Origin of the sequence: Ruminococcus sp. RTP21359st1_H3_RTP21359_211015 (assembly GCF_040909065.1) — a bacterium.
GTDB classification, from domain to species: Bacteria; Bacillota; Clostridia; order Oscillospirales; family Ruminococcaceae; genus Hominimerdicola; species Hominimerdicola aceti.
Genome location: NZ_JBDGDD010000003.1, coordinates 32286 through 57014, shown reverse-complemented (window position 1 = coordinate 57014; position 24729 = coordinate 32286). Strand labels below are relative to the sequence as shown.

Sequence of the window (24729 nt, the reverse complement as noted above, 5' to 3'; positions counted from 1 at the left end):
AATCTCCCACGTATCCGCAAGAATGGCGAGAAACATGACAATCCTCGCACAGCAAAGACAATCAGAGAAAGGAGATCGTCGCTATGAGCAAAATGAGCGATATGGCTATGACCATCGAAGAGCTGCGCAGTGTAGCCGCTGCTATTAACGAAGTAGCCAACTGGTTAGCAGAACAGTTTAGTGGCACTGCTTATGAAGCACCTGTCAAAGAGCCTGCTGCCAAGGAAGAAAAGAAACCGGAGCTGAAGCTTGAGGATGTACGAGCTGTCTTAGCAGAAAAGTCCCGTGCCGGGCATACCGCTGCTATCCGTACATTACTTCAGAAGTATGGTGCTTCCAAGCTATCTGCTGTTGATCCGAAGTACTATGAAGCCTTGTTAAAGGATGCGGAGGTACTTGACGATGCCACCTAAAGGACATGCTATCTTATCTGCTTCCTCTTCGGACCGCTGGCTCCACTGCCCGCCTTCCGCAAGGCTCTGCGAGACATACGAGGATAAAGGAAGCGATTATGCTGCGGAAGGCACTGATGCTCACGAGCTTTGTGAGTACAAGCTAAAGAGGGCCCTGGGGATGGATGCCAGTGATCCGACGGAGAATCTCACCTGGTACAACGAGGAAATGGAGGACTGTGCCAATGACTATGCCGCCTACATCCTTGAAATGGTAGAGGCCGCCAAGGAAAGCTGCGCTGATCCGAAGGTTCTGATTGAACAGCGTGTAGATTTTTCTCGCTGGGTGGAGCAGGGCTTCGGAACCGCTGACTGCATCATCATTGCAGATGGCACCTTGAGAATATGCGATTACAAACACGGTCTTGGAGTCCTCGTAGATGTGACCGATAATCCGCAAATGAAGTGCTACGCGCTTGGAGCCCTGGAGCTCTTTGATGACATCTACGACATTGATAATGTCAGCATGACCATTTACCAGCCTAGACGTCAGAATATTTCCACCTTTGAGATTTCCAAGGATGCGCTGTACAGGTGGGCGGATGAAGTGCTGAAGCCGACCGCAGATCTTGCCTTTGCAGGAGATGGAAACTTCCTCTGTGGCGAATGGTGTGGTTTCTGCAAGGCCAAGCACGAATGCCGTGCCAGAGCAGAGGCCAATCTCACACTGGTTCAGTACGATTTCAAGCTTCCACCTCTTTTAGAGGATTCGGAGATTGAATACATCCTCTCCCGTGCAGATGAATTAGTAGCCTGGGCATCCGACATCAAGGAATATGCTCTGCAGCAGGCCATCAGCGGTAAGGAATGGGCTGGCTGGAAGCTGGTCGAAGGTAGATCCAACCGCAAGTATTCCAATGAGGAGGCAGTCATCCAGGCAGTTACAGATGCCGGGTTTGATCCATATGAAAAGAAGCTCCTTGGTATCACTGCCATGCAGAAGCGTCTTGGCAAATCCAGATTCGATGAGCTGCTTACCGCCTATATTGAAAAGCCGCAAGGTAAACCGACGCTCGTGCCGGAGAGCGATAAACGTCCGGCAATGAACAATGCAAAAACTGATTTTATGGAGGAAAATTAAATGAACAAGAATGTAAAAATCAACAACCCTATGAAGGTAATCACTGGTCCTGACACTCGTTGGTCTTATGCCAACGTCTGGGAGCCGAAATCCATCAATGGAGGTACACCGAAGTACAGCGTATCTCTGATTATTCCGAAGTCTGATACCAAGACCATCGCCAAGATTGAAGTTGCCATTGAGGCCGCTTACAAGGAGGGCGAGGCCAAGCTCAAAGGCAATGGCAAGTCTGTACCTGCCCTCTCTGTCATCAAGACTCCGCTTCGTGATGGCGACATGGAGCGTCCGGACGATCCGGCCTACACCAATGCTTATTTCGTAAATGCCAATGCAACCTCTGCTCCTGGCATCGTGGATGCAGATCGCAATCCGATTCTTACTCGCTCCGAGGTTTACTCCGGTGTGTATGGTCGCGCCAGCATCAGCTTCTATGCATTCAACAGCTCCGGTAACAAGGGTATCGCCTGTGGACTTAACAATCTGCAGAAGATTCGTGACGGTGAGCCTCTTGGTGGTAAGGCAAGTGCTGAGTCTGATTTCGCATCTGATGAAGATGACGATTTCCTTAATTAATGGAGGTGGCAACTATGGAAATGTTACAGACTATTCTCGTTGTTGTTCTTCTTGCAATCTGGCTGTTGTTCAGTGTGGTATTCCTTATCACTGCGATCCAGAACCTCATCAATGACCACAAGCGTGAGATTCGCGAACAGGAAAGTGCTAAGCGTGATCTTGAATATCACGAAGCTCGCATGAAGGTTTACGAGAAGACAAACTAATCTACTGAATAATAATCCAAGGAGGTGGTGGGAGCAATCTCACCACCTTTTTGGTAGAAAGGACAATCTATGAAAACCTTATCGATTGATATCGAGACCTACAGCGATGTGCCGCTTCCGAAAACCGGCGTGTATCGATACTGCGAGTCTCCTGATTTTGAAATATTACTCTTTGGCTATAGTGTCGACTCCGGCCCTGTTCAAGTGGTGGACCTTGCCTGCGGCGAGAAGATACCGGAGAAGATTGTTGCCGCCCTGGAGGATGAGACCATCATCAAATGGGCCTTCAATGCTTCCTTCGAACGTGTCTGTCTTTCCAGGTTCCTAGGCTATCCAACTGGTGAATATCTTGATCCTGAAAGCTGGCGCTGCTCCATGATCTGGGCAGCAACCATGGGCTTACCGCTTTCCCTGGAAGGCGTCGGTGCCGTGCTGGGACTTGAGAAGCAGAAGCTCACAGAAGGCAAGGACCTCATCAAATATTTCTGCCAGCCCTGCGTTGCTACAAAATCCAATGGTGGCAGGACGAGAAATCGCCCTTTTCATGCGCCAGAGAAATGGGAAGCCTTCAAGCGCTATAACATCCGTGATGTGGAAACCGAAATGGGCATCCAGCATAAGCTTCGCAAATTTCCTGTAACTGAATCGGTCTGGGAGGAGTATAACATTGACCAGGAAATCAATGATCGTGGTGTCCGTTTGGATATGGGGCTTGTACAGCAGGCCATCGCAATGGATGCTCGCTCCCGTGAAGAGCTGACTGCTGCCATCAAGGACATCACGAAGCTGGAAAACCCGAACTCTGTGCTGCAGATGAAGCGGTGGCTCTCTGACAATGGTGTAGAAACCGACAGCCTTGATAAAAAAGCGATAGCCGAGCTCCTAAAGAATGCTCCTGACAAGCTTGCCTCTGTTCTCACTCTTCGTCAGCAGCTTGCCAAATCCTCAGTACGTAAATATCAGGCAATGGAAAAGACGGTTTGTGCTGATGGCCGAGCCCGTGGCATGTTTCAGTTTTATGGAGCCAATCGTACCGGTCGCTTCTCTGGTCGGAACATTCAATTACAAAATCTTCCTCAGAATCATCTGCCAGACCTTGCTGATGCTCGTGCTCTGGTACGCTCTGGGAACTTTGATGCAGTCTCTCTTTTGTATGAAGATGTGCCGGATACCCTATCGCAGCTGATCCGAACTGCATTCATTCCACGTGAGGGTACACAATTTCTGGTTGCAGACTTTTCTGCCATCGAAGCCCGCGTCATCGCCTGGTTTGCCGGGGAAGAATGGCGACAGAAGGTATTTGCAAAGGGCGGGGATATCTACTGCGCTTCTGCCAGTCAGATGTTCAAGGTCCCTGTTGAGAAACACGGCATCAATGGACATTTGCGTCAAAAGGGTAAAATCGCAGAGCTGGCGCTTGGCTATGGCGGCTCCGTCGGTGCACTGAAGGCGATGGGGGCTATCGATATGGGGCTAACAGAGGATGAACTTCCTACCCTTGTAGATGCCTGGCGTCAGTCAAACCCACACATCGTGCAATTCTGGTGGGATGTAGATCATGCTGTCACAGAAGCCGTGAAATATAAGCACACGACTACTGTATATGGTCTTACCTTCTCCTGCCGCAGTGGCATGCTTTTTATCACGCTTCCTTCCGGTAGAAACCTGGCCTATGTGAAGCCGAAGCTCGGTACGAACAAGTTCGGCGGCGCCTGCATCACCTATGAAGGCATCGGCCCAACCAAGAAATGGGAACGCCTTGATTCCTATGGACCAAAGTTTGTGGAAAATATTGTACAAGCCACCTCCCGTGATATTCTTCTCTATGCCATGAGAACCCTCCGCAACTGCTCCATCGTTATGCATATCCATGATGAAGTAGTCATCGAAGCGGATCCCCGCATGTTCTTGGATGCCGTCTGTGAACAGATGGGCCGCACACCTCCCTGGGCGAAGGGACTTCTCCTTCGTGCAGATGGCTATGCTACCCCTTTTTACAAAAAAGATTAAAAAGATCCGCTCAACTCAGGCGTTCATCTCCAGTGGAAACTAGAGGTGGACGCTTTCTTAGCATCTGCCTGAATACAGAAGAATATCAGGAGGCTTAAAGCTATGTATGAAATCAAAGAAAACAGACGCAGATTGAAGGATGGCACAGAAATCTCTACCTACACCCGTGATGTTGTGAGCTGTAACATTCTCGAAGTGGAAGCTGGTACCACAGGCTATAGAGGTGGTGACACTGGCCACGGCGGGCGCACCTATTTTCGCATCAAGGATGCAGCCTGCACCGATATGGATATCCATGTTATAAGAGATCGCTTTGGTGATGCAGAAGGCTTCGAGGTCATGCTGGGCGGTGATTGTGAGCTTGAAACCATGATCCGAGCGCTCAAATTCATCACAAAGGTTCTGGAGGAAGAAGCTCAGGAGGTGTACGACTGATGTTTACCATTTACAGTGCGGACGTTACCGGCAATCCCGGTAACTGCTCCTACCCTCATAAACACATCATCCTGGATGAAGATAGCCTGAAGGCCGCCGTCAGTCATGACTATGTGTGCGCAGAATATAAGAACAGCTATCGTAATGGCGACAACTTCATCGGCAGTGACTGTCTTCCAGTTGACTGTGATAATGATCATTCCGAGAATCCGGAAGACTGGATCACTCCAGAAGATGTCTTGCAGGCCTTTCCAGGTGTGACCTTCGCAGTCCATTACAGCCGTTTCAATAACAGAGTAAAAAACGGCAAGGCAGCAAGGCCTAAGTTTCACGTTCTCTTTCCGATTGATTATGTGACAGACGCTGCCTTTTACAGCAACATGAAAAAGCTGGTCAATTCCATCTTTCACTATTTCGATACGAAGGCCCTGGATGCTGCCCGCTTCTTCTTTGGCACTGTTGCTGCAGATGTTGCTTTATATCCGGGACGCATGAATCTGACGGAATACCTCAATGAGGATATTTTCGATGAGGATATGCCGGAAGGTCAATATGATGGCGCAACGATTCCCGAAGGCAGCCGTAATGCAACCATGTCTCGTTTCGCTGGAAAGGTCATCAAGAAATATGGCGACGGTGACACGGCCTATCAGGCATTTCTGGAAGAAGCAGATAAATGTGATCCGCCTCTGGATGCTGCTGAGCTTGCTACTATCTGGCACAGTGCCCAGCGCTTCTATGCTCGTGTCCAGCAGCAGGAGGGCTATGTTGCACCGAAGCTCTACAACGATCCTTCCTGTTATAAACCGGAGGATTACTCCGATGTGGGACAGGCTGAGGTGTTAGCAAAATACTTCTCAAACGAGCTTCGCTATTCTCCCGCCACTCACTTCATTCGCTACTCCGATCACTACTGGCAGGAATCAGAGCCAGGTGCTCAGGCCGTGGCTCACGAACTTACCCGCAGACAGCTAAAGGAAGCAAACCGAGATCTCATGGAAGCACTGGATAAAATGAAGAATTGCGGTGCACAGAACATTCTTGATAGCGCATCAAAGTCAAAAGCAGAACAGCTTATGAACGATCAACAGCTGGAGGTCTATCGTGAACTCTTAGCAGCCAAGGCTTATCAGGCATTTGCCATTAAGCGCCGTGATTCTAAGAATGTGACTTCTACTTTGAAGGAATCCCATCCGATGCTGGAGATTTCACCTCGTGACCTGGACGCAGACTGCTTTGCGCTCTGTACCCCGGAGACAACCTTTGATCTTCGTCAGGGTATGGCCGGAGCCAGGGAGCATTCGCCGGAGGACTTTATCACTAAGATTACCAGCGTTTCACCAAACCAGAAAGGCATGCAGATTTGGCTGGACAGCTTGAATCTCATCTTCCAGCACAATCAGGAGCTCATCGATTACGTCCAGATGATCTGCGGCCTTTCTGCCATCGGCAAGGTTTATGTAGAAGCTCTGATCATCGCCTATGGTGATGGTCGCAATGGTAAATCCACCTTCTGGAATGCCATCTCCCGCGTGCTGGGCCTCTACTCCGGAAACATTTCTGCGGATACCCTGACCGTAGGCTGTCGCAGAAACATCAAACCGGAAATGGCCGAGGTCAAGGGTAAGCGACTTCTCATTGCTGCCGAGATGCAGGAAGGTGCAAGGCTTAATGACTCTACCGTCAAGCAGCTCTGCTCTACCGATGATGTCTTTGCAGAGAAGAAATATAAGGATCCATTTTCCTTCAAGCCCTGCCACACGCTGGTGCTGTATACCAACCACCTGCCTCGCGTCAGTGCATCCGATGATGGTATCTGGAGGCGACTCATCGTTATTCCTTTTAATGCCAAGATCACAGGCAGCAGCGACATCAAGAATTACAGTGAGTATCTCTATGACAATGCTGGCGGCGCGATCCTCTCCTGGATCATCGAAGGTAGCAAGAAAGTTATCGATGCTGACTACCACATCCCGGTTCCGGCCTGCGTGCAGAATGCCATCGATGATTACCGTAGCCAGAATGACTGGTTCGGACATTTCTTAGAGGATAAGTGCATCATAGGTGATGAGTATAAAGAAAACTCCTCTAGCCTATATCAGGCCTACCGCAATCACTGCATCGATTGCAATGAGTATGTACGCTCCACAGCGGACTTCTACTTTGCTATGGAAAATGCCGGATACGAGCGTGTCACCTTGAGCCGAAAGCGCTATTTTAAAGGACTTCGCCTGCGTACTGAGGACGATTTTGATGAGGAATTTTTAGACTGATCGAACCGAATGACAAGATGTATCAATGTCTCTGTATAGACTTTTCTATAGGCTATAAAAAATCATATATAGAAAAGTTATGTAAATACCATTGATACACCTTGCACATCAGAAAAATAACCACTGATTGGAGAATGACAATGTTAGAAAAACAGATAGAAAACAAGTTAACCCGGATGGTAAAGCAGCATAAAGGCATCGCTGTAAAATTCGTGTCTCCGAGCTTTGCAGGAATGCCCGATCGCCTCGTCTTATTACCTGATGGGATCATCGCCTTCGTAGAGCTGAAGGCTCCTGGCAAAAAGCCTCGCCCGCTTCAAATAGCAAGGCACAGGCTGCTACGTTCACTTGGCTTTCAGGTCTATGTGATTGATGGTGTGGAACAGATTGGAGGGATGCTTCATGAACTTCTCACCCCATAATTATCAGGCCTATGCCATCAACTATATCGAAACGCATCCTATCGCTGCAGTTCTCCTTGATATGGGTCTTGGCAAGACGGTCATTTCCCTGACTGCCATCGCAGACCTGCTGTTTGACAGCTTCGAGGCACACCGCATCCTAGTGGTCGCGCCTTTAAGGGTGGCCCGTGATACCTGGCCTGCGGAAATTGCAAAATGGGAGCACCTGCAGCATCTGACCTACGCTGTCTGCGTGGGGACACCGAAGGAACGATGCGCTGCACTTTTAACCGGAGCCGACATCACTATCATTAACCGTGAGAACCTTGGCTGGCTGATAGATTTCAGTGGCTTTGTTTTTGATTACGATATGGTCGTCATTGATGAGCTCTCTTCCTTCAAGAATCACAAGTCAAAGCGATTTCAATCTCTGATGAAGGTCAGACCTAAGGTAAAACGAATCATCGGTCTTACCGGCACACCTTCCTCCAATGGTCTTATGGATCTCTGGGCCGAATTCAAGCTTCTGGATTTTGGAGAGCGTTTAGGACGCTTCATCACCCACTACCGTAACAACTACTTTATTCCGGACAAACGTAATGGTGAAATCATCTACTCCTACAAGCCCATGCCTTATGCGGAGGATGCCATCTACCGGAAAATATCGGATATTACGATTTCCATGAAATCCACTGATCACCTGCAGATGCCGGAGCTGATTACATCGCAATACGAAGTGCAGCTATCCGAGGAGGAAGAAAAACGCTACGAGGAACTGAAGGCAGACTTTATATTGGAGCTCCCGGAAGGAGAAATCACGGCTGCTAATGCGGCTTCTCTCACCGGTAAACTCTCCCAGCTGGCCAACGGTGCCATTTATGATGATGACGGCAATATCATCGAGTTCCATGATCGGAAGATGGATGCCTTAGAGGATCTTATCGAAGCCGCCAATGGCAAACCACTCCTGGTAGCTTACTGGTTCAAGCACGACCTGCAGCGAATCAAGAAGCGCTTTGATGTCCGGGAGATAAAATCCAGTAAGGATATCACTGATTGGAACAATGGCGATATTCCTGTTGCTGTCATCCATCCTGCCTCTGCAGGTCACGGACTGAATCTTCAGGCTGGTGGATCAACACTTATCTGGTTCGGGCTGACCTGGTCTTTGGAGTTATATCAGCAGACCAACGCTCGTCTCTGGCGGCAAGGCCAGACCTCCGGCACTGTCGTCATTGAGCACATCATTACCAAGGGCACCATTGATGAACGTATCTTAAAGGCGCTGTCCCTGAAGGAAGTCACACAAAACGCATTAATTGATGCGGTAAAAGCAAATCTATGACAATCTACGACAACATAGGTCAATCCGAGGGAATTTCATTATTCGGAGGTACGCTATGAATGCAAAAGAATATTTATCCCAGGCCCGTAACCTGGATCAGCGCATTATCACAAAAACCCAGATGATTGATTCCTTAAATGATCTGGCTACCCGCTGCACCGCTACTTATTCGGATATGCCTAAAAGCCCAAACCGTGGTAACTCCCGTCTGGAGGAATGTGTCATGAAGATCATCGACCTGGAGGAACAGATTACAGAAGATATGGAAAAGCTGGTGAATTTGAAGAAAGAAATCACTCATGCAATCCAGTCCGTTTCCAATCCTGAATATCAGGATCTTCTGGCAAAGCGCTACATCTGCTGTGAATCCTGGGAAAAGATCGCCGTGGATATGAACTACGAGCTTCGCTACATTCACAAGCTCCACAGCCGTGTGCTGCAGGAAATAAAAATTCCTGAGCCAACCGAAGATGGGCACGAAAAGACATAGAATGACACCATCAACTTCTGATAGTATTAGACTAGCAAAAAAGATAATCACAGAAGCCTTGTAGGATCTACTTCCTGCAGGGCTTTTCTTATGCCGCAAGGAGGTGAAACTGATGCCGAGAAAACCGAAGCGTCCCTGTTCTTATCCAGGCTGTCCTAATCTCACGGACGGTCGCTTCTGTGAGGAGCATGCCAAGGAGGAAGCCAGACGCTACGAACATTATGATAGAGATCCCGCCACCAAGCGTCGCTACGGTCGTGCCTGGAAGCGAATCCGTGACAGCTATGCCGCTGCTCATCCGCTTTGTGAAGAGTGCCTTGCGAAGGGTGTTTATACACCAACCGAGGAGATTCATCACATGCTTCCGCTATCTCAGGGCGGAACTCATGACCGTGAGAACCTGAAAGCCCTGTGCAAGGCCTGCCATGCACGCATTCATGCAGAACGCGGTGACCGCTGGCACAACACATAAAGCGGATGCATTTTCTTTGTGCATCCGCTCCCCCCAGGGGCGGTCTGAATCTCTACGGCGCAGCTGCCGTGGAACGGGCGTGGGGTCTCACGCACAAAAACGCGTTTTCAAACGGGGGAATAGGCCCCGAACAAGGAGGTGAAGCATTTTGGCTAAGGACGGAACCAACCGTGGCGGCGCTCGTATCGGTGCCGGAGCCAAGAAAAAGCCCTTAGCTGACAAAATCACTGAGGGGAATCCGGGCAAGCGAAAGCTGACTGTCATCGAGTTTGAAGATCAAGCTGCGGATTTAGAAGGTCAGCAAATGCCCAAGCCATCCAAGCTCTTATCTGCCACACAGAAAGACGGTAAACCACTTGTGGCTGAAGAAGTATATAAGGCAACCTGGGAATGGCTGGCAGAGCGCAGGTGTGCATCGCTTGTTTCTCCCCAGCTTCTGGAACGCTATGCCATGAGTGTTGCCAGGTGGATTCAGTGTGAGGAAGCAATCACAGATTACGGGTTCCTCGCCAAGCACCCTACAACGGGAAACGCCATGCAATCTCCCTACGTAGCTATGAGCCAAAATTTTATGAGCCAGACAAATCGGCTCTGGATGGAAATCTATCAAATCGTAAAAGAAAATTGTGCGACGGAGTACAAGGGTGAAACGCCTATGGATGATGCGATGGAACGCCTGCTCCGTGCAAGGAAAGGAAACTGATATGGACTATCGTGAATTTATGAATCTACTGAAAAGCTATCGCCAGCAGCTGAGCTTTCAGCAGTTCAGCACACTTCGTGGTCAAGCTAAGGCCGGTGATATTGATGCCGCCTACAAGGGCCTACAGAAATTACTCAGGAGGAATGCACCATGCTAATTGAAAAGAAAAATGTCGCTGAGCTACTTCCTGCTGATTACAATCCCCGTAAGGATTTAAGGCCCGGCGATCCGGAATATGAAAAACTGAAACGCTCGATCGAGCAGTTCGGATATGTGGAACCCGTCATCTGGAATGCCACTACTGGTCGCGTGGTTGGCGGGCATCAACGCTTAAAGGTTCTCCAGGATATGGGCATGACGGAAGTTGACTGCGTCGTTGTAGAGCTTGATGAGGAACACGAAAAGGCACTGAATGTTGCGCTCAATAAAATCAGCGGCGAATGGGACAACGACAAATTGGCGCTGTTAATCGCAGACCTGCAAGGTGCTGACTTCGACGTCTCTCTCACTGGTTTTGAGCCCGCCGAGCTGGACGACCTTTTTAAAGAGGATGTGAAGGATGGCATCAAGGAAGATGATTTTGATGTCGATGCCGAGCTTGCAAAACCTACCATAACTAAGTCCGGTGACCTCTGGTGCCTTGGTCCGCACAGACTTCTCTGCGGCGACAGCACAAAGCCTGAAAGCTATGAGCTTTTGATGGCTGGCAAGAAGGCAAACCTGGTGGTCACGGATCCACCTTACAATGTGAACTATGAAGGCTCCGCTGGTAAGATCCAGAATGACAACATGGATAATGACTCCTTCTATCAGTTCTTGCTGGACGCCTTCACCAATATGGAAGCAGTCATGGCCGATGACGCATCCATCTATGTGTTTCATGCTGATACAGAAGGCCTGAATTTTAGAAAAGCATTCTCTGATGCAGGCTTCTATCTTTCCGGCTGTTGCATCTGGAAGAAGCCCTCCCTGGTGCTGAGTCGCTCACCATATCAATGGCAGCATGAGCCTTGCCTCTTTGGCTGGAAGAAAAATAGTAAGCATCAATGGTACTCCGGTCGCAAGGAAACCACGATCTGGGAATTTGAAAAGCCTAAGAAAAATGCTGATCACCCAACCATGAAGCCGGTAGCATTGATTGCCTACCCGATCATGAATTCAAGTCTTACAAACTGCATCGTGCTTGATCCCTTCGGAGGCTCCGGCAGCACGCTGATCGCCTGCGAACAGACCGGCCGCATCTGCCACACAATTGAATTAGATGAGAAATATGCAGACGTCATCGTGAAGCGCTACATCGAGCAGGTAGGTACTTCCGATGGCGTTTCTGTTATCCGTGATGGTCTGACTTACCAATACGATGAAGTCGCTATCTCCGAAGAATCCATGCAGGCATAATACACACGAGTTGCTGCTATTTTCCGGCGGATCTTTGGTACATATATTCGCTCTGAATCGCTTGATAATATGTGCCTTCAGAGCGATATATGTACTACCAAAACAAAGGAGGATTCCACTATGGAGATCAGATTTAACGTTACAGGAAGCGCCAGAAAAGAGCTGGTAGGTATTATTTCACAGGTAACCGGATGCAAGCAAGTTTATAAGGGAATGCCAAGCGCCGCCTACGAGGTTGCAGACATTACCATCAGCAAGGATGGCACCGTAAGCTACGACGAGCGAACAGAGGAAAGCACCATCAAGGCAATCCTTGAACAGACTGCCGTTGCAGGCTTTGCCGCAGAGTTAGATGAGGCACCGGCCACTGAGATACCAGAAGCACCCGCCACAGCAGAAGCAGACATTTCAGCGGCTGCAAAGGACACCGGCCTGGTGATTTCCTTCCCGGCTGACACGGTTAACCTGGAAAATCTGCGAAAGCTTCTGGAGAGCAAGTCAGACCTCATCAAGAAAGCCCTGGAGGTTGAAGCCTTCCCGATTGAGGAGCACGACGATCAGGTCAGCTTCCCTTGGTGGCCTAGCATGCCAGACTTCGATGCCATCACCGCCTACACTGCATTCCTTTCTGCCCTTTGCAAGATGAGTAAGGAACAGAAGCGTATCACAGCAAAGGCAAAGCCGATAGATAACGAAAAATACGCCTTTCGCTGCTTTCTTCTCCGCCTCGGCTTCATCGGAGACAAGTACAAGCAAAGCCGCAGGATCCTCTGCCGATACCTTTGCGGCAACAGCTCCTACGCAGGAGGTGAAGGCCATGTTATTCGCTAACAGAGCGCAGGTTGAACGCCTGCGCCTCCGCTATTCTGCCGGAACCAGAGTGGAGCTTGTAGAGATGGACGATGCTCAGGCACCGCCCATCGGCACCCAGGGAACGGTAACCGGTGTGGATGATACCGGAAGCATCATGGTAGCTTGGGATAACGACTCCGGGCTCAATGTAATCTATGGTGTAGACCGAGTGAAAAAGCTGTAATGTACACAGTTTTCTCCTCCATATAGCAGCCGATCTTTGGTACATATATTGTCCGTAATCAGCTTGCTATTATGTGCTTTCAGAGTGATATATGTACTACCAAAAGAAAACAAGGAGGCACACACCATGATGAACATTTTTGAAGAAGTTTACAGAGGAATCCAGGAAGCAAAGAAGGCTTACGCCGCAGCAGCTAGCACGGCTGAGCAGGATGCAGCAAGAGCCATTTACAAGCAGGCAACCGCAAAGCTTGATGGCTTAAGCAACACAGAGCAGCGCATCTGGAACGCGTATGAAACCGCCAAGGACTGCGGCAACGAGTACATCGACCTGAACGACACCATCCGCGATGACGCAGTCGAAGGCCTGGTAGCCTGCATGAAGAAATATGGCATTGAAGCCTTCACCTTCTCTTCCACCTGGAGCAGCGCAGTTGAAACCGCATGGCTTTTCCAGAAAGCCGGATGCACCTTGTCGGGCCTGATTGAGATCAACAGCCAGCACAAAGCCTTCATGAGCGATGAATATGAAAAGGCACACGGATACCTTTTCAAGCTGAACTAAGGAGGGCAAAACCATGTGGGCAGAAGGAAGCATCAAGATTGAAAACAGCATTTTTCATTACTGGGTGAAGCATTATGAAGAGCCGAGCGAGGACTACGGCATTGACGGCGGTAGGATTTCAAAGCTCATGCTGAAGAGAAACGGTGAGATCGCCTACAACTACGACAGAGGCCCGGACATCGAGCCGGTCGACGAAGAAACCGAAATGGCACTTGCCATTCTGATGAAGGAATACAACTAAGAACATTCCCGAAGGACCACCCTCAAGGGTGTGTTCCTCGTTATACGATATTTATTGATGATGGTCGTGCCAATACGGTAACGACTTATTTTTATGCCCGGAGGTGAAGCATGTGCGTAAATTAAAGAAATATAAACCGACCAAATTCAAAGCAAAGGACTCTCATTATGATGTAGATGCTGCGGATTATGCTGTGAGCTTTATCGAATGCCTTTGCCACACCAAGGGCACCTGGGCCGGTAAGCCCTTCGAGCTGATTGACTGGCAGGAACAGATCATCCGTGATCTCTTCGGCACACTGAAACCAAATGGATATCGCCAGTTCAATACCGCCTATGTGGAAATTCCTAAAAAGATGGGAAAATCTGAGCTTGCAGCTGCCGTGGCCCTGCTTCTTACCTGCGGTGATGGTGAGGAGCGCGCTGAGGTTTACGGCTGTGCCGCTGACCGTCAGCAGGCAACCATTGTTTTTGATGTTGCCGCAGATATGGTACGTATGTGTCCGGCGCTCAACAAGCGTGTGAAGATTCTTGCATCTCAGAAGCGTATCATCTACACACCAACCAACAACTTCTATCAAGTATTATCTGCAGAAGCCTACTCCAAACACGGATTTAACATCCACGGTGTTGTCTTTGATGAGCTCCACACTCAGCCCAACCGAAAGCTCTTTGATGTTATGACCAAGGGCTCCGGAGATGCCAGAATGCAGCCACTGTATTTTCTCATCACCACTGCTGGGACAGACACCAACAGCATCTGTTATGAAACCCATCAGAAAGCCAAGGACATCCTGGAAGGCAGAAAGATTGATCCTACCTTCTATCCGGTGATTTATGGTGCGGACGATTCTGATGATTGGACGGATCCGAAGGTCTGGAAGAAAGCAAATCCCTCTCTTGGCATTACAGTCGGCATTGATAAGGTGAAGGCCGCCTGTGAGTCAGCCAAGCAAAATCCTGGAGAAGAGAACTCCTTCCGGCAGCTTCGGTTAAATCAATGGGTGAAGCAGGCGGTCCGCTGGATGCCGATGGAGAAATGGGATGCCTGCTCCTTTGCAGTTAATCCAGACGAGCTGGAAGGACGTGTCTGCTATGGCGGGCTGGACCTCTCTTCCACTACGGATATCACAGCCTTTGTGCTGGTATTTCCGCCCCAGGATGAGGATGACAAATACGCCATTCTCCCATACTTCTGGGTACCAGAGGATACGCTGGAGCTACGAGTTCGTCGTGATCACGTGCCATACGATGTCTGGGAGAGACAGGGCTTCCTGCAAACCACAGAGGGTAACGTCGTTCACTACGGCTACATCGAAAAATTCATCGAGCGCCTGGGTGAAAAATACAACATCCGTGAGATTGCCTTCGACCGCTGGGGAGCCGTCCAAATGGTACAAAACCTTGAGGGTATGGGATTTACGGTGGTTCCCTTCGGCCAGGGCTTTAAGGATATGAGTCCTCCTACCAAGGAGCTCATGAAGCTAACCCTGGAGGAACGTCTGGCGCATGGCGGTCATCCAGTGCTTCGCTGGATGATGGATAACATCTATATACGTACAGACCCGGCCGGGAATATTAAGGCCGACAAAGAAAAATCTACAGAAAAGATTGATGGTGCGATTGCTACCATCATGGGACTGGACCGCGCAATTCGCTGCGGCAATGACACCGGTGCTTCTGTCTACGATGACAGAGGCATTTTGTTTATCTGAGGAAAATGATGATCACTCTACTATTGCTTGGGCTGATTGTGCTGCGTGAAGGCATCAATCAGGGAATTGGAGGTTTTGATGAATATACTTAGTGGACTTTTTAAATCCCGCGATAAGCCGACAAACAACCTAAACGGCTCCGGCTATCGCTTTTTCTTTGGTGGTACCACCTCCGGCAAGGCCGTTAACGAGCGATCTGCCATGCAGATGACTGCTGTATATGCCTGCGTAAGAATTCTATCGGAATCCATCGCATGCTTGCCGGTACATCTTTATCAATATAAGGAATCCGGCAGCAAGGAAAAGGCCCTCTCTCATCCACTGTATAAGATCCTGCATGATGAGCCAAACCCGGAAATGACATCCTTTGTTTTTCGAGAAACGCTGATGACACACCTGCTACTGTATGGCAATGCCTATGCGCAGATTATTCGCAACGGTAAAGGTCAGGTCATCGGGCTCTATCCGCTGATGCCTAACCGCATGACTGTGGATCGTGATGAGCACGGGCACCTCTACTATCAATATCAGATGCAGGAGTCGGATGCCCAAACCATGAAAGCTGGAACGGTGACGCTCAGGCCATCCGATGTACTTCATGTACCAGGCCTCGGCTTTGATGGACTGGTTGGTTACTCGCCGATTGCCATGGCTAAAAATGCCATCGGCCTTTCCATCGCCACAGAGGAATACGGTGCTAAGTTTTTCGCAAATGGAGCCACTCCCGGAGGTCTGCTGGAATTTCCTGGCACCGTCAAGAATCCAGATGCCATCCGCGAAAGCTGGAACAAGGGCTTCTCCGGCAGCAATTCTCATAAGATTGCAATTTTAGAGGAAGGCATGCACTACACGCCAATCTCTATCAGCCCAAATGAAGCTCAGTTTCTTGAAACACGTAAATTTCAAATTGATGAAATCGCTCGAATCTTCAGAGTTCCTCCTCATATGGTAGGAGACCTGGAGAAGTCGAGCTTTTCTAATATTGAGCAGCAATCGCTGGAATATGTGAAGTATACCCTGGAGCCCTGGATTGTGCGATGGGAACAGGCGCTAAACCGTGCCCTTCTATCAGATTCCGAGAAGACTGCTTATTTTGTCAAGTTCAATGTAGATGGCCTGCTTCGTGGCGATTATCAAAGTCGCATGAACGGCTACGCTACAGCCCGTCAAAATGGCTGGATGTCTGCAAATGATATCCGTGAGCTTGAAAACCTGGATCGCATCCCAGCGGAGCTTGGTGGTGACTTATATCTCATCAACGGCAACATGACCAAGCTCGAAGATGCAGGAATATTTGCAGCCTCTTCTGCTGCTGGAAAGGAGGACGATTCCAATGAAGAAATTCTGGAACTGGAAAAATCAAACACAGATGAATCAGGAGACACAGGAAGCAGTAACAACAAGGACCCTGTTCCTGAACGGAACCATCGCCGAGGAAAGTTGGTTTGATGACGATATCACACCGGCCCTTTTTAAGGAGGAGCTCTTAAGTGGCTCTGGCGATATTACTGTCTGGATCAATTCACCCGGTGGTGACTGTGTGGCTGCTGCCCAGATCTACAACATGCTGATGGATTATAAGGGCAACGTTACCGTCAAGATTGATGGTATTGCCGCTTCTGCTGCATCGGTCATTGCGATGGCCGGTACCAAGGTAATGGTGTCTCCGGTATCTATGCTAATGATCCATAACCCGGCCACGATGGCCTTCGGTGATTCAGCAGAGATGCAAAAGGCCATCGCCATGCTGGAGGAAGTCAAGGAATCCATCATCAATGCCTATGAGATTAAGACCGGTCTGAGTCGAGCAAAGATCTCTCATCTGATGGATGCCGAAACCTGGATGAATGCCAATATGGCCATTGAGCTTGGCTTTGCAGATGAAATTATAAAGCGCGATACACAGGATGAAGCTGACATTGCACAGCCCGCTGCTTCTGCTTCCTTCTCTCGCGCAGCTGTCACCAATTCGCTCATCGAGAAGCTGGCAGCCAAATGTCATATCCCGGCTAAGCCTGCTGAACCTGCTATTTCGGAGCGCTCTGTTGACAGCCTTATGGAGCGCTTAAATCTTATCAAACAACACATTTAATGGAGGTAATACTACTATGACGATTAATGAACTTCGCGAAAAGCGTAACAACGCATGGAATGCTGCTAAGGCATTTCTGGATTCTCATCGTACCGAGAAGGGTACCCTCACTGCTGAGGACGATGCAACCTATACCAGGATGGAACAGGATATCGCAGACCTTGGCAAGGAAATCGCTCGTCTGGAGCGCCAGGAGGCACTGGATGCCGAGCTTTCTAAGCCGGTAAATACTCCACTTACTTCTAAGCCTTCCTCTACCGCTTCTTCTGACACAAAGACTGGACGTGCATCCGATGCCTATAAGGCTGGAATGCTCACTGCCCTTCGTTCTAACTTCAAGCAGATCTCGAACGTACTGCAGGAAGGTGTGGACGCAGATGGTGGTTATCTGGTACCGGATGAGTACGACCATCGCCTGGTTGATGTCCTTACTGAGGAGAACATCATGCGTAAGCTTGGTCACAAGATTACTACATCCGGTGAGCACAAGATCAACATTGCTGCAACAAAGCCTGCTGCCGCTTGGATCGAGGAGGGTGGCGCACTTAGCTTCGGTGATGCAACCTTCGACCAGATTTTGCTGGATGCCCATAAGCTGCATGTTGCCATCAAGGTAACCGAGGAGCTTCTTTATGATAATGCCTTCAACCTGGAGAGCTATATCATCGACATGTTCGGCAAGGCCCTTGCTAATGCCGAGGAGGATGCCTTCTTGAACGGTTCCGGTGCGGGACAGCCTCTGGGCCTTTTTGCCGCAACCGGTGGTGGCACTGCAGCCATTTCCACTGCTTCTCTTACTGCTGATGACGTAATTAAGCTTGTGTATGCACTGAAGCGTCCTTACCGTAAGAACGCAAAGTTTATCATGAACGATCAGACCATCGCTTCCATCCGCCAGCTCAAGGACAACAATGGCGCCTATATGTGGCAGCCTTCTCTTGTGGCAGGTGAGCCGGATAAGCTCCTGGGCTATGATGTCTACACTTCTCCGTTCTGCCCTGCTGGAAAGATTGCCTTTGGTGATTACAGCTACTACAACATCGGAGATCGCGGTACTCGTTCTTTCAAGCAGCTCACAGAGCTCTTTGCTGGAAATGGCATGATCGGCTACGTTGCCAAGGAACGTGTAGATGGTAAGCTCATCCTTCCGGAGGCGGTACAGATTCTTACCATCACCGGTAGTGCAAAAGCAGCCAAGGCCTAAGGTAGTCTGAATGAACGGTGGCGCCATTTGCGAAGAATGGCGCTGCCTTTACTATATCCTTAAGAATGGAGGCGATGAGAAATGCTCATTACACTGGAAGAAATGAAGAACTATCTGCGAGTGGATTTCGATGATGACGACGCTCTCATCGAAACTCTGATCACTGCTGCAACAAGGATCTGCATGGACATCCTTCGCACAGAGAACCTTGACGAGCTGTCTGCTTGTGAAAATGCCAGGGCTGCCATTTTTTATACCGCTGCATACCTGTACGAGCACCGAGAGGAAGCAGACCATCACGCACTGACGCTTACACTGCGTTCTCTGCTATTCGGTGCCAGAAAGGAGGTCTTCTGATGAACATTGAACTTTTAAATGTCCGCATATTCATTACCAAGAATGAAGTAACTGTGGATGCCATCGGAAACCATAAAGCAAGCTGGGCACCCTACTACAGCTGCTATGCAACGGTAAGTGCTGAGGCAGGCAAGGAAGATACGGATGCTGGAATGATTGTAGACAATACGAAGGTCGATTTTACTATCCGGTGGTGCAAGAAGGCTGCCGCCTTAGATTCCACGCATTATCGTGTGGAGTTTAACGATACGCTTTATGACATCACAGCCATCGACCACATGAATTACAAGAAAAAATGCATCAAACTATCCTGTCAGAAAGTGAGGCACTAACGATGGCAACCAATCGGGTAAGCATTGGCCAGATGGCAGATGTGATTATGGATGGGCTTGAGGAATATGCCAACCTTGCAACGAATGATCTAAAAGCATCGGTCCGCAAGGCTGGTAAAACCGTCAAGGATGAGATTGCTGCAACTGCTCCCAAGGACACCGGGAAATACGCAAAGAGCTGGGCTGTGAAAACGCAAAAGGAAACCTCCAATTCTCTGGAGCTTGTGGTTCATTCTAAAAACCGCTATCAACTGGCCCACCTTCTGGAATTTGGTCATGCAAAGCGAGGTGGTGGCCGTGTCGCCGCAAGGCCCCATATCGCACCAGCGGAAGAAAAGGCGATTGATACACTGGAGCGTGAAATTGAAAAGGCCCTGAAAGGATAACGCATGGAGAAGTTAATCGAACTCATGAATAAAGTAGGACTTCCCTTTGCCTACGACCACTTTACAGAGGGAGAAAGCCCGGATCCACCGTTTATTTGTTATCTTACACCGAACAGTGACAACTTCGCGGCAGACGGACAGGTCTACTATAAGATCAATGAAATTCATATCGAACTGTATACCGACTACAAGGACTTGTCGGCAGAACAGCGTATAGAAGCCGTGCTCGATCAGCATGGCATTTTTTATGAAAAATCCGAGACTTGGATCGAATCGGAGAAGCTTTACGAAGTCCTGTATTCATTTGAAATGGAGGTAAATTAACGATGGCTGAAAAAGCAAATAAGGTGAAATTCAACCTGAAGAATACACACTATTCTCTCCTTACCATTAGTGAGAACGGCACACCCACCTTCGGAACGCCGGTTCCGATGCCGGGCTCCGTATCAATCTCACTAGATGCAAATGGTGAGCCGGAAAACTTTTACGCGGATGGTGGCGTGTATTACGTGATCAATAATAACTGTGGCTATGACGGAGATTTGGAGCTTGCATTGATCCCAGAGTCCTTCCGCACGGACGTACTGAAGGAAACATTAGATTCCAAGGGAGTGCTGATTGAAAACTCCGAGGTGGAGCTTGCAGCATTTGCGCTCCTGTTCGAGTTTGATGGTGATCAGAAGCACATCCGTCATGTGCTATATAACTGCTCCGCTTCTCGTCCCGGCATCGAAGGAAAGACGAATGAGGATTCCAAGGAAGTACAGACGGAGAAGCTGTCTCTGAAGGCGGTGCCACTTGCTAATGGTATGGTGAAAGCAAAGACCGGAAATACCACGGATGCTACCACCTATGCTGATTGGTACAAGGCGGTATATGTGCCTGCGGCAGAGAACGATGCAGCAACGCAGTCTGCAGCAAAGCCTGCAAAGTCAGTAAAGGAGTGATTCTATGGGCATGACAAAGATGATTGAGATTGACGGAAAGCAGGTGCCCTTTAAGGCATCTGCCGCCATTCCGCGTATTTACCGTATCAAGTTCCACCGAGATATCTATAAGGATCTCGATGCGCTCGGAAAGGCAGTCGGAAACGGTGATGAAGGTTCCTCTCACCTCGATATGTTCTCTCTTGAGATGTTTGAGAACATCGCCTACATCATGGCAAAGCACGCAGATCCCACCATCCCGGACAGCCCGGAGGAGTGGCTTGATGAATTCGGCACCTTCTCCATCTACCAGGTGCTTCCGAAAATTATCGAGCTGTGGGGCTTAAATGTCCAGACGGATGTGGAGTCTAAAAAAAACTTCACGCAACTGACCGTCCGATGACCACACCATTGTTTCTGCTTCGCTGCGTACAGCTCGGCATCTCCATCCGAGACCTGGATTTACTCACAATCGGAATGGTGAACGATATGTACGCAGAGAGTAGCAATGATGAGTACAAAGGCTATGCGCAGATCGCTACGCAGAGGGATTTCGATTTATTTTAACCACAACTTTTGAAAAAGGAGGTACAGCCGATGGCGGCAAGTAGAATCAAGGGTATCACTGTCGAGATCGGCGGCGATACCACCAAACTACAGACAGCCTTAAAAGGTGTCAATTCAGAAATCAAAAATACGCAGAGTCAGCTCAAGGATGTCGAGAAGCTCCTGAAACTGGATCCAGGCAATACCGAGCTACTTGCCCAGAAGCAGAAGCTCCTTTCTAGTGCGGTCAGTGAGACGAAGGAAAAGCTCGCTACTCTTAAGACTGCTGCAGAGCAAGCAAATCAGGCGCTTGCAAATGGGGATATTTCCAAAGAGCAGTATGATGCCCTTCAGCGTGAGATCATCGAAACAGAAGAAGATCTCAAAAAGCTGGAGACACAGGCAAATCAGTCTGCCACTGCTGTGCAGAAGATTGCTACTGCTGGTGAAAGCCTGAAATCCGCAGGTGATAAGGTTTCCTCCGCCGGTGAAAAGCTCCTTCCTGCCTCTGCTGCAGTTACAGCTCTTGGCGTTGCTGCTGTAAAAACAGCATCCGATTTCGATTCTTCTATGAGCCAGGTAGCCGCCGTATCTGGTGCAACCGGAGAGGACTTCGATAAGCTCCGTGCAAAGGCTCGTGAGATGGGTGCGAAAACCAAGTTCTCAGCATCTGAAGCTGCGGATGCCATGAACTACATGGCGATGGCCGGATGGAAAACCTCCGACATGCTGGATGGTATCGAAGGCATCATGAACCTTGCTGCGGCATCTGGTGAGGACCTTGCCACTACATCGGATATCGTAACCGATGCACTGACTGCATTTGGTCTGACTGCCAAAGACTCCGGGCATTTCGCGGACATCCTTGCAGCGGCAAGCTCCAATGCAAATACGAATGTGTCCATGATGGGTGAAACCTTCAAATACTGTGCTCCGATTGCAGGTGCACTTGGCTTTTCTGCAGAGGATACCGCAGAAGCCATCGGTCTTATGGCAAATGCTGGCATCAAATCTTCACAGGCCGGTACCTCTCTTCGCACTATCATGAATAACCTTACCGGAGAGGTGAAGATATCCGGTAAATCCATCGGGGATGTGACGATTGCAACCACCAATGCCGATGGATCGATGCGAAGTCTCACGGCAATCCTTGCAGACTGCCGGTCCGCCTTCGGGCAGCTCTCCGATTCCGAGAAGGCCTCCAATGCAGAAGCGCTGGTCGGAAAGAATGCGATGTCCGGCTTCCTTGCGCTCATGAACTCCGCACCTGGAGACATTTCAAAGCTCGAAAGCGCAATCAAGAACTGTGATGGCACATCTGAGAAGATGGCAGAAACCATGCAGGACAACTTAAGTGGTCAGCTTACGATTCTAAAATCTCAGCTTCAGGAGCTCGCCATTTCCTTTGCAGATCTCATGATGCCTGCAATCCGTTCTCTGGTATCGGCTTTGCAGGGCCTGGTGGACTTTCTCAATAAGCTGCCGGAGCCAGTAAAGCAGATTATCCTCGTGGTAGCACTTCTGGTCGCTGCTCTTGGTCCTGTACTTATCTTTGTTGGAAAAATCATGAGTGCAGTCGGCTCTATCATGACGATGGCACCGAAGATTGCAGGTGCCGTGAATACGGTCACGGGAGCCATCAAGGGCATCGGTGCAGCGACCTCCGGAATTAGCGCTGTGCTGAAGGTATTCTCCGGCATTGGTCTTGTGATCGGTGGTGCTATCACCGCTGTGAAAAACTTCATCGATATGTTCCAGAACGGATTCTCCGTAGTAAAGGATATCCTGATGGGCGTTGGCATTGCCCTTGCTGCTGTTGGAGCGGTCATTCTTGGTGCTCCGGCACTGGTTGCAGGCGTGGTAGCCGCGATTGTCTTTTCAGTGGCAAATCTTGTCATTGTGATCAAAGAACACTGGACGGAAATCGGAACCTTCCTTTCTGGCCTGTGGGAGAACATCAAAACACTTGCCGGTACGGTGTGGCAGGCAATCTCTGATACGATTGGAAGCATCGTCTCAGGAATTGCAACGTTTCTTTCCGGTATTTGGACAAGCATTGCTACAACTGCTTCTTCCATCTGGACTGCAATCAGCACGACCGTCGGTGGTATTGTACAGAACATTGTCGATACAATCACGAATATCTGGAACGGATTTGTGTCGGTTTTCGGCCCGCTGCTAGAAGCCTTCCGGTATCTGTTTGAAACCATCTTTCAGGCTATTCAAATCTTGATCGGCATGGCGATGGATGCAATCAGCACAAAAATCCAGGAGATTTGGAATGCCATCGTTGCCTTCCTGACTCCGCTTCTCACTGCATTGCAGAGCTTTTTCCAGACAATCTGGACGGCCATTCAGACTGTGGTAACTACGGTGTTGACCACGATCCAGTCCATCTTTACGACGGTCTGGAATGCCATCAAATCGGTAGTAACGTCTGTGCTAAATGCCATCAAGGGTGTGGTGACAAGTATCTGGAACAGCATCAGCGGCTATATCTCTGGTGTGATGAATACCATTAAGAACACGGTTTCTTCCATCTGGAATAGCGTAAAGTCGGCTGTCGGCAGCATCATTGGTCAGATTTATAACGTGATCCATTCTGGATTTGAACGTGCCGTCAGCTACGTTAAAGGTCTTGCTTCTCAGGCATTCAGCTGGGGACGCGACCTCATCATGGGTATCGTGAATGGTATCAAGTCAGCTGTTGGCGCAGTTACCGATGCGGTAAATGGTGTGGCAAACAAGATTCGCTCCGTACTGCATTTCTCCGTACCGGACGAAGGACCGCTCACGGATTATGAATCCTGGATGCCAGACTTCATGGCTGGGCTTGCTCGTGGAATTGAAGAGAGCAAGAGCCTTGTGGCAAAGGCAATGAATGGAGTAGCCGCAAACATGGTGATCAACCCGCAGATTGGAAGAATGGAAACTGCCACAGCCACTACATCTGCCGGAACAGCCGATACTCTCTCTGGTATCACTACGGCAATCCGTGAAGGCCTCGCTGGTGTAACTGGCCAGTCAGGAGACATCGTAATTCCGGTATATCTTGGTGGCACGATGTTGGATGAAGTTATTGTCAATGCCCAACAGAGGGCAAATCTTAGAAGCGGAGGTCGGTAACAATGGCATTTATGCAATATTTGAATTTCAATGGTACTGCCCTCCCACTGCCGGATTCCTATGACCTCGATCTTTCCGATGTCGAGGCGGATTCCAGCGGTGAAACTGAAGCAGGTACTACGCAGAGGGATGTCGTAAGGACGGGTGTCGTGAAGATATCCGTCTCTTTCTCTGTATCCCCCAAATGGCTGAAGCAGCTGACGGCCTATTCCAAGCAGCCAAAACTGACGGTTCAGTATTTTGATACCGATGATTTATCACAGAAAGAAGCAGAAATGTATATCAGCGGGTTTAAGGCGAAGCTCAAAAAGGACACATCCTATAAGGGACTGTGGACAGTGTGCTTTACCCTGAACGAAATTTAAT

30 protein-coding genes are annotated in these 24729 nt (G+C 49.3%); all 30 read left to right on the top strand.

Annotation, left to right across the window (positions count from 1 at the left end):
- Positions 1-83 precede the first annotated feature (83 nt).
- The 30 genes from AB5Z01_RS01900 to AB5Z01_RS01755 all read left to right on the top strand — a co-directional run bounded on the left by AB5Z01_RS01900 (position 84) and on the right by AB5Z01_RS01755 (position 24728).
- Positions 84-413: a DNA ligase gene (locus tag AB5Z01_RS01900; protein WP_368365286.1), complete on the top strand. Its 330-nt coding sequence runs from the start codon at positions 84-86 to the stop codon at positions 411-413.
- Positions 403-1533 carry a DUF2800 domain-containing protein gene (locus tag AB5Z01_RS01895; protein WP_368365285.1) on the top strand — a complete coding sequence of 377 codons (1131 nt, stop codon included), beginning with the start codon at positions 403-405 and terminating at the stop codon, positions 1531-1533. Before AB5Z01_RS01900 ends, AB5Z01_RS01895 begins: the two co-directional genes overlap by 11 nt.
- Positions 1534-2106 carry a DUF2815 family protein gene (locus AB5Z01_RS01890; protein WP_368365284.1) on the top strand — a complete coding sequence of 191 codons (573 nt, stop codon included), beginning with the start codon at positions 1534-1536 and terminating at the stop codon, positions 2104-2106.
- 14 nt (positions 2107-2120) lie between these two features.
- Positions 2121-2312 carry a hypothetical protein gene (locus AB5Z01_RS01885; RefSeq protein WP_243006655.1) on the top strand — a complete coding sequence of 64 codons (192 nt, stop codon included), beginning with the start codon at positions 2121-2123 and terminating at the stop codon, positions 2310-2312.
- 69 nt (positions 2313-2381) lie between these two features.
- Positions 2382-4322 carry a DNA polymerase gene (locus AB5Z01_RS01880; protein WP_368365283.1) on the top strand — a complete coding sequence of 647 codons (1941 nt, stop codon included), beginning with the start codon at positions 2382-2384 and terminating at the stop codon, positions 4320-4322.
- 102 nt (positions 4323-4424) lie between these two features.
- Positions 4425-4757, top strand: a complete 333-nt coding sequence (locus AB5Z01_RS01875; protein ID WP_368365282.1) for a hypothetical protein — start codon at positions 4425-4427, stop codon at positions 4755-4757.
- The gene (locus AB5Z01_RS01870; protein ID WP_368365281.1) at positions 4757-7030 is read left to right on the top strand and encodes a phage/plasmid primase, P4 family; all 2274 of its coding nucleotides are present in this window, start codon (positions 4757-4759) and stop codon (positions 7028-7030) included. Before AB5Z01_RS01875 ends, AB5Z01_RS01870 begins: the two co-directional genes overlap by 1 nt.
- A gap of 140 nt (positions 7031-7170) precedes the next feature.
- Complete coding sequence (locus AB5Z01_RS01865; RefSeq protein WP_368365280.1) at positions 7171-7452, top strand: VRR-NUC domain-containing protein; 282 nt, start codon at positions 7171-7173, stop codon at positions 7450-7452.
- Positions 7433-8776, top strand: a complete 1344-nt coding sequence (locus AB5Z01_RS01860; RefSeq protein WP_368365279.1) for an SNF2-related protein — start codon at positions 7433-7435, stop codon at positions 8774-8776. The genes AB5Z01_RS01865 and AB5Z01_RS01860 overlap by 20 nt, the downstream gene beginning before the upstream one ends.
- A gap of 55 nt (positions 8777-8831) precedes the next feature.
- Entirely contained in the window at positions 8832-9266 is a 435-nt protein-coding gene (locus AB5Z01_RS01855) for a hypothetical protein (protein ID WP_368365278.1), read from the top strand.
- Positions 9267-9378: 112 nt separating this feature from the next.
- Positions 9379-9738, top strand: a complete 360-nt coding sequence (locus AB5Z01_RS01850) for an HNH endonuclease (protein WP_368365277.1) — start codon at positions 9379-9381, stop codon at positions 9736-9738.
- 148 nt (positions 9739-9886) lie between these two features.
- Positions 9887-10441, top strand: a complete 555-nt coding sequence (locus tag AB5Z01_RS01845) for a P27 family phage terminase small subunit (RefSeq protein ID WP_107001198.1) — start codon at positions 9887-9889, stop codon at positions 10439-10441.
- A gap of 1 nt (position 10442) precedes the next feature.
- A complete protein-coding gene (locus tag AB5Z01_RS01840) occupies positions 10443-10598 on the top strand; it encodes a hypothetical protein (protein ID WP_179012337.1) in 156 nt (51 codons plus the stop codon).
- Entirely contained in the window at positions 10592-11839 is a 1248-nt protein-coding gene (locus AB5Z01_RS01835; RefSeq protein ID WP_368365276.1) for a site-specific DNA-methyltransferase, read from the top strand. Before AB5Z01_RS01840 ends, AB5Z01_RS01835 begins: the two co-directional genes overlap by 7 nt.
- Positions 11840-11959: 120 nt before the next feature.
- Positions 11960-12670, top strand: coding sequence for a virulence protein (locus tag AB5Z01_RS01830; protein WP_368365275.1), 711 nt, complete (start codon positions 11960-11962; stop codon positions 12668-12670).
- Positions 12657-12875 (top strand): DUF4314 domain-containing protein, encoded by a 219-nt coding sequence (locus AB5Z01_RS01825; RefSeq protein ID WP_368365274.1) that lies wholly within the window; start codon positions 12657-12659, stop codon positions 12873-12875. Before AB5Z01_RS01830 ends, AB5Z01_RS01825 begins: the two co-directional genes overlap by 14 nt.
- A 126-nt stretch (positions 12876-13001) precedes the next feature.
- Positions 13002-13439 carry a hypothetical protein gene (locus AB5Z01_RS01820; RefSeq protein ID WP_368365273.1) on the top strand — a complete coding sequence of 146 codons (438 nt, stop codon included), beginning with the start codon at positions 13002-13004 and terminating at the stop codon, positions 13437-13439.
- Between the two features lie 13 nt (positions 13440-13452).
- On the top strand, positions 13453-13680 hold the full coding sequence (locus AB5Z01_RS01815; RefSeq protein WP_347088949.1) for a hypothetical protein: 228 nt from the start codon (positions 13453-13455) through the stop codon (positions 13678-13680).
- Positions 13681-13792: 112 nt separating this feature from the next.
- Entirely contained in the window at positions 13793-15394 is a 1602-nt protein-coding gene (locus AB5Z01_RS01810; RefSeq protein ID WP_368365272.1) for a terminase large subunit, read from the top strand.
- A gap of 78 nt (positions 15395-15472) precedes the next feature.
- Positions 15473-16843: a phage portal protein gene (locus tag AB5Z01_RS01805; protein WP_368365271.1), complete on the top strand. Its 1371-nt coding sequence runs from the start codon at positions 15473-15475 to the stop codon at positions 16841-16843.
- Entirely contained in the window at positions 16764-17486 is a 723-nt protein-coding gene (locus tag AB5Z01_RS01800) for a head maturation protease, ClpP-related (protein WP_368365313.1), read from the top strand. Before AB5Z01_RS01805 ends, AB5Z01_RS01800 begins: the two co-directional genes overlap by 80 nt.
- 16 nt (positions 17487-17502) lie before the next feature.
- Positions 17503-18690 (top strand): phage major capsid protein, encoded by a 1188-nt coding sequence (locus AB5Z01_RS01795; protein WP_368365270.1) that lies wholly within the window; start codon positions 17503-17505, stop codon positions 18688-18690.
- Positions 18691-18771: 81 nt separating this feature from the next.
- The gene (locus AB5Z01_RS01790) at positions 18772-19047 is read left to right on the top strand and encodes a head-tail connector protein (protein WP_368365269.1); all 276 of its coding nucleotides are present in this window, start codon (positions 18772-18774) and stop codon (positions 19045-19047) included.
- Positions 19047-19379, top strand: coding sequence for a phage head closure protein (locus AB5Z01_RS01785; protein WP_368365268.1), 333 nt, complete (start codon positions 19047-19049; stop codon positions 19377-19379). Before AB5Z01_RS01790 ends, AB5Z01_RS01785 begins: the two co-directional genes overlap by 1 nt.
- Positions 19380-19381: 2 nt before the next feature.
- Complete coding sequence (locus AB5Z01_RS01780; protein ID WP_368365267.1) at positions 19382-19765, top strand: HK97 gp10 family phage protein; 384 nt, start codon at positions 19382-19384, stop codon at positions 19763-19765.
- A gap of 3 nt (positions 19766-19768) precedes the next feature.
- Positions 19769-20089 carry a hypothetical protein gene (locus AB5Z01_RS01775; RefSeq protein WP_368365266.1) on the top strand — a complete coding sequence of 107 codons (321 nt, stop codon included), beginning with the start codon at positions 19769-19771 and terminating at the stop codon, positions 20087-20089.
- A gap of 2 nt (positions 20090-20091) precedes the next feature.
- Positions 20092-20712, top strand: coding sequence for a major tail protein (locus AB5Z01_RS01770; protein ID WP_368365264.1), 621 nt, complete (start codon positions 20092-20094; stop codon positions 20710-20712).
- A 4-nt stretch (positions 20713-20716) separates the two neighbouring features.
- Positions 20717-21094, top strand: a complete 378-nt coding sequence (locus AB5Z01_RS01765; RefSeq protein ID WP_368365263.1) for a hypothetical protein — start codon at positions 20717-20719, stop codon at positions 21092-21094.
- A 194-nt stretch (positions 21095-21288) separates the two neighbouring features.
- Entirely contained in the window at positions 21289-24363 is a 3075-nt protein-coding gene (locus AB5Z01_RS01760) for a phage tail tape measure protein (protein ID WP_368365262.1), read from the top strand.
- A 2-nt stretch (positions 24364-24365) separates the two neighbouring features.
- The gene (locus AB5Z01_RS01755) at positions 24366-24728 is read left to right on the top strand and encodes a hypothetical protein (RefSeq protein ID WP_368365261.1); all 363 of its coding nucleotides are present in this window, start codon (positions 24366-24368) and stop codon (positions 24726-24728) included.
- The last annotated feature ends 1 nt before the right edge of the window (position 24729 follow it).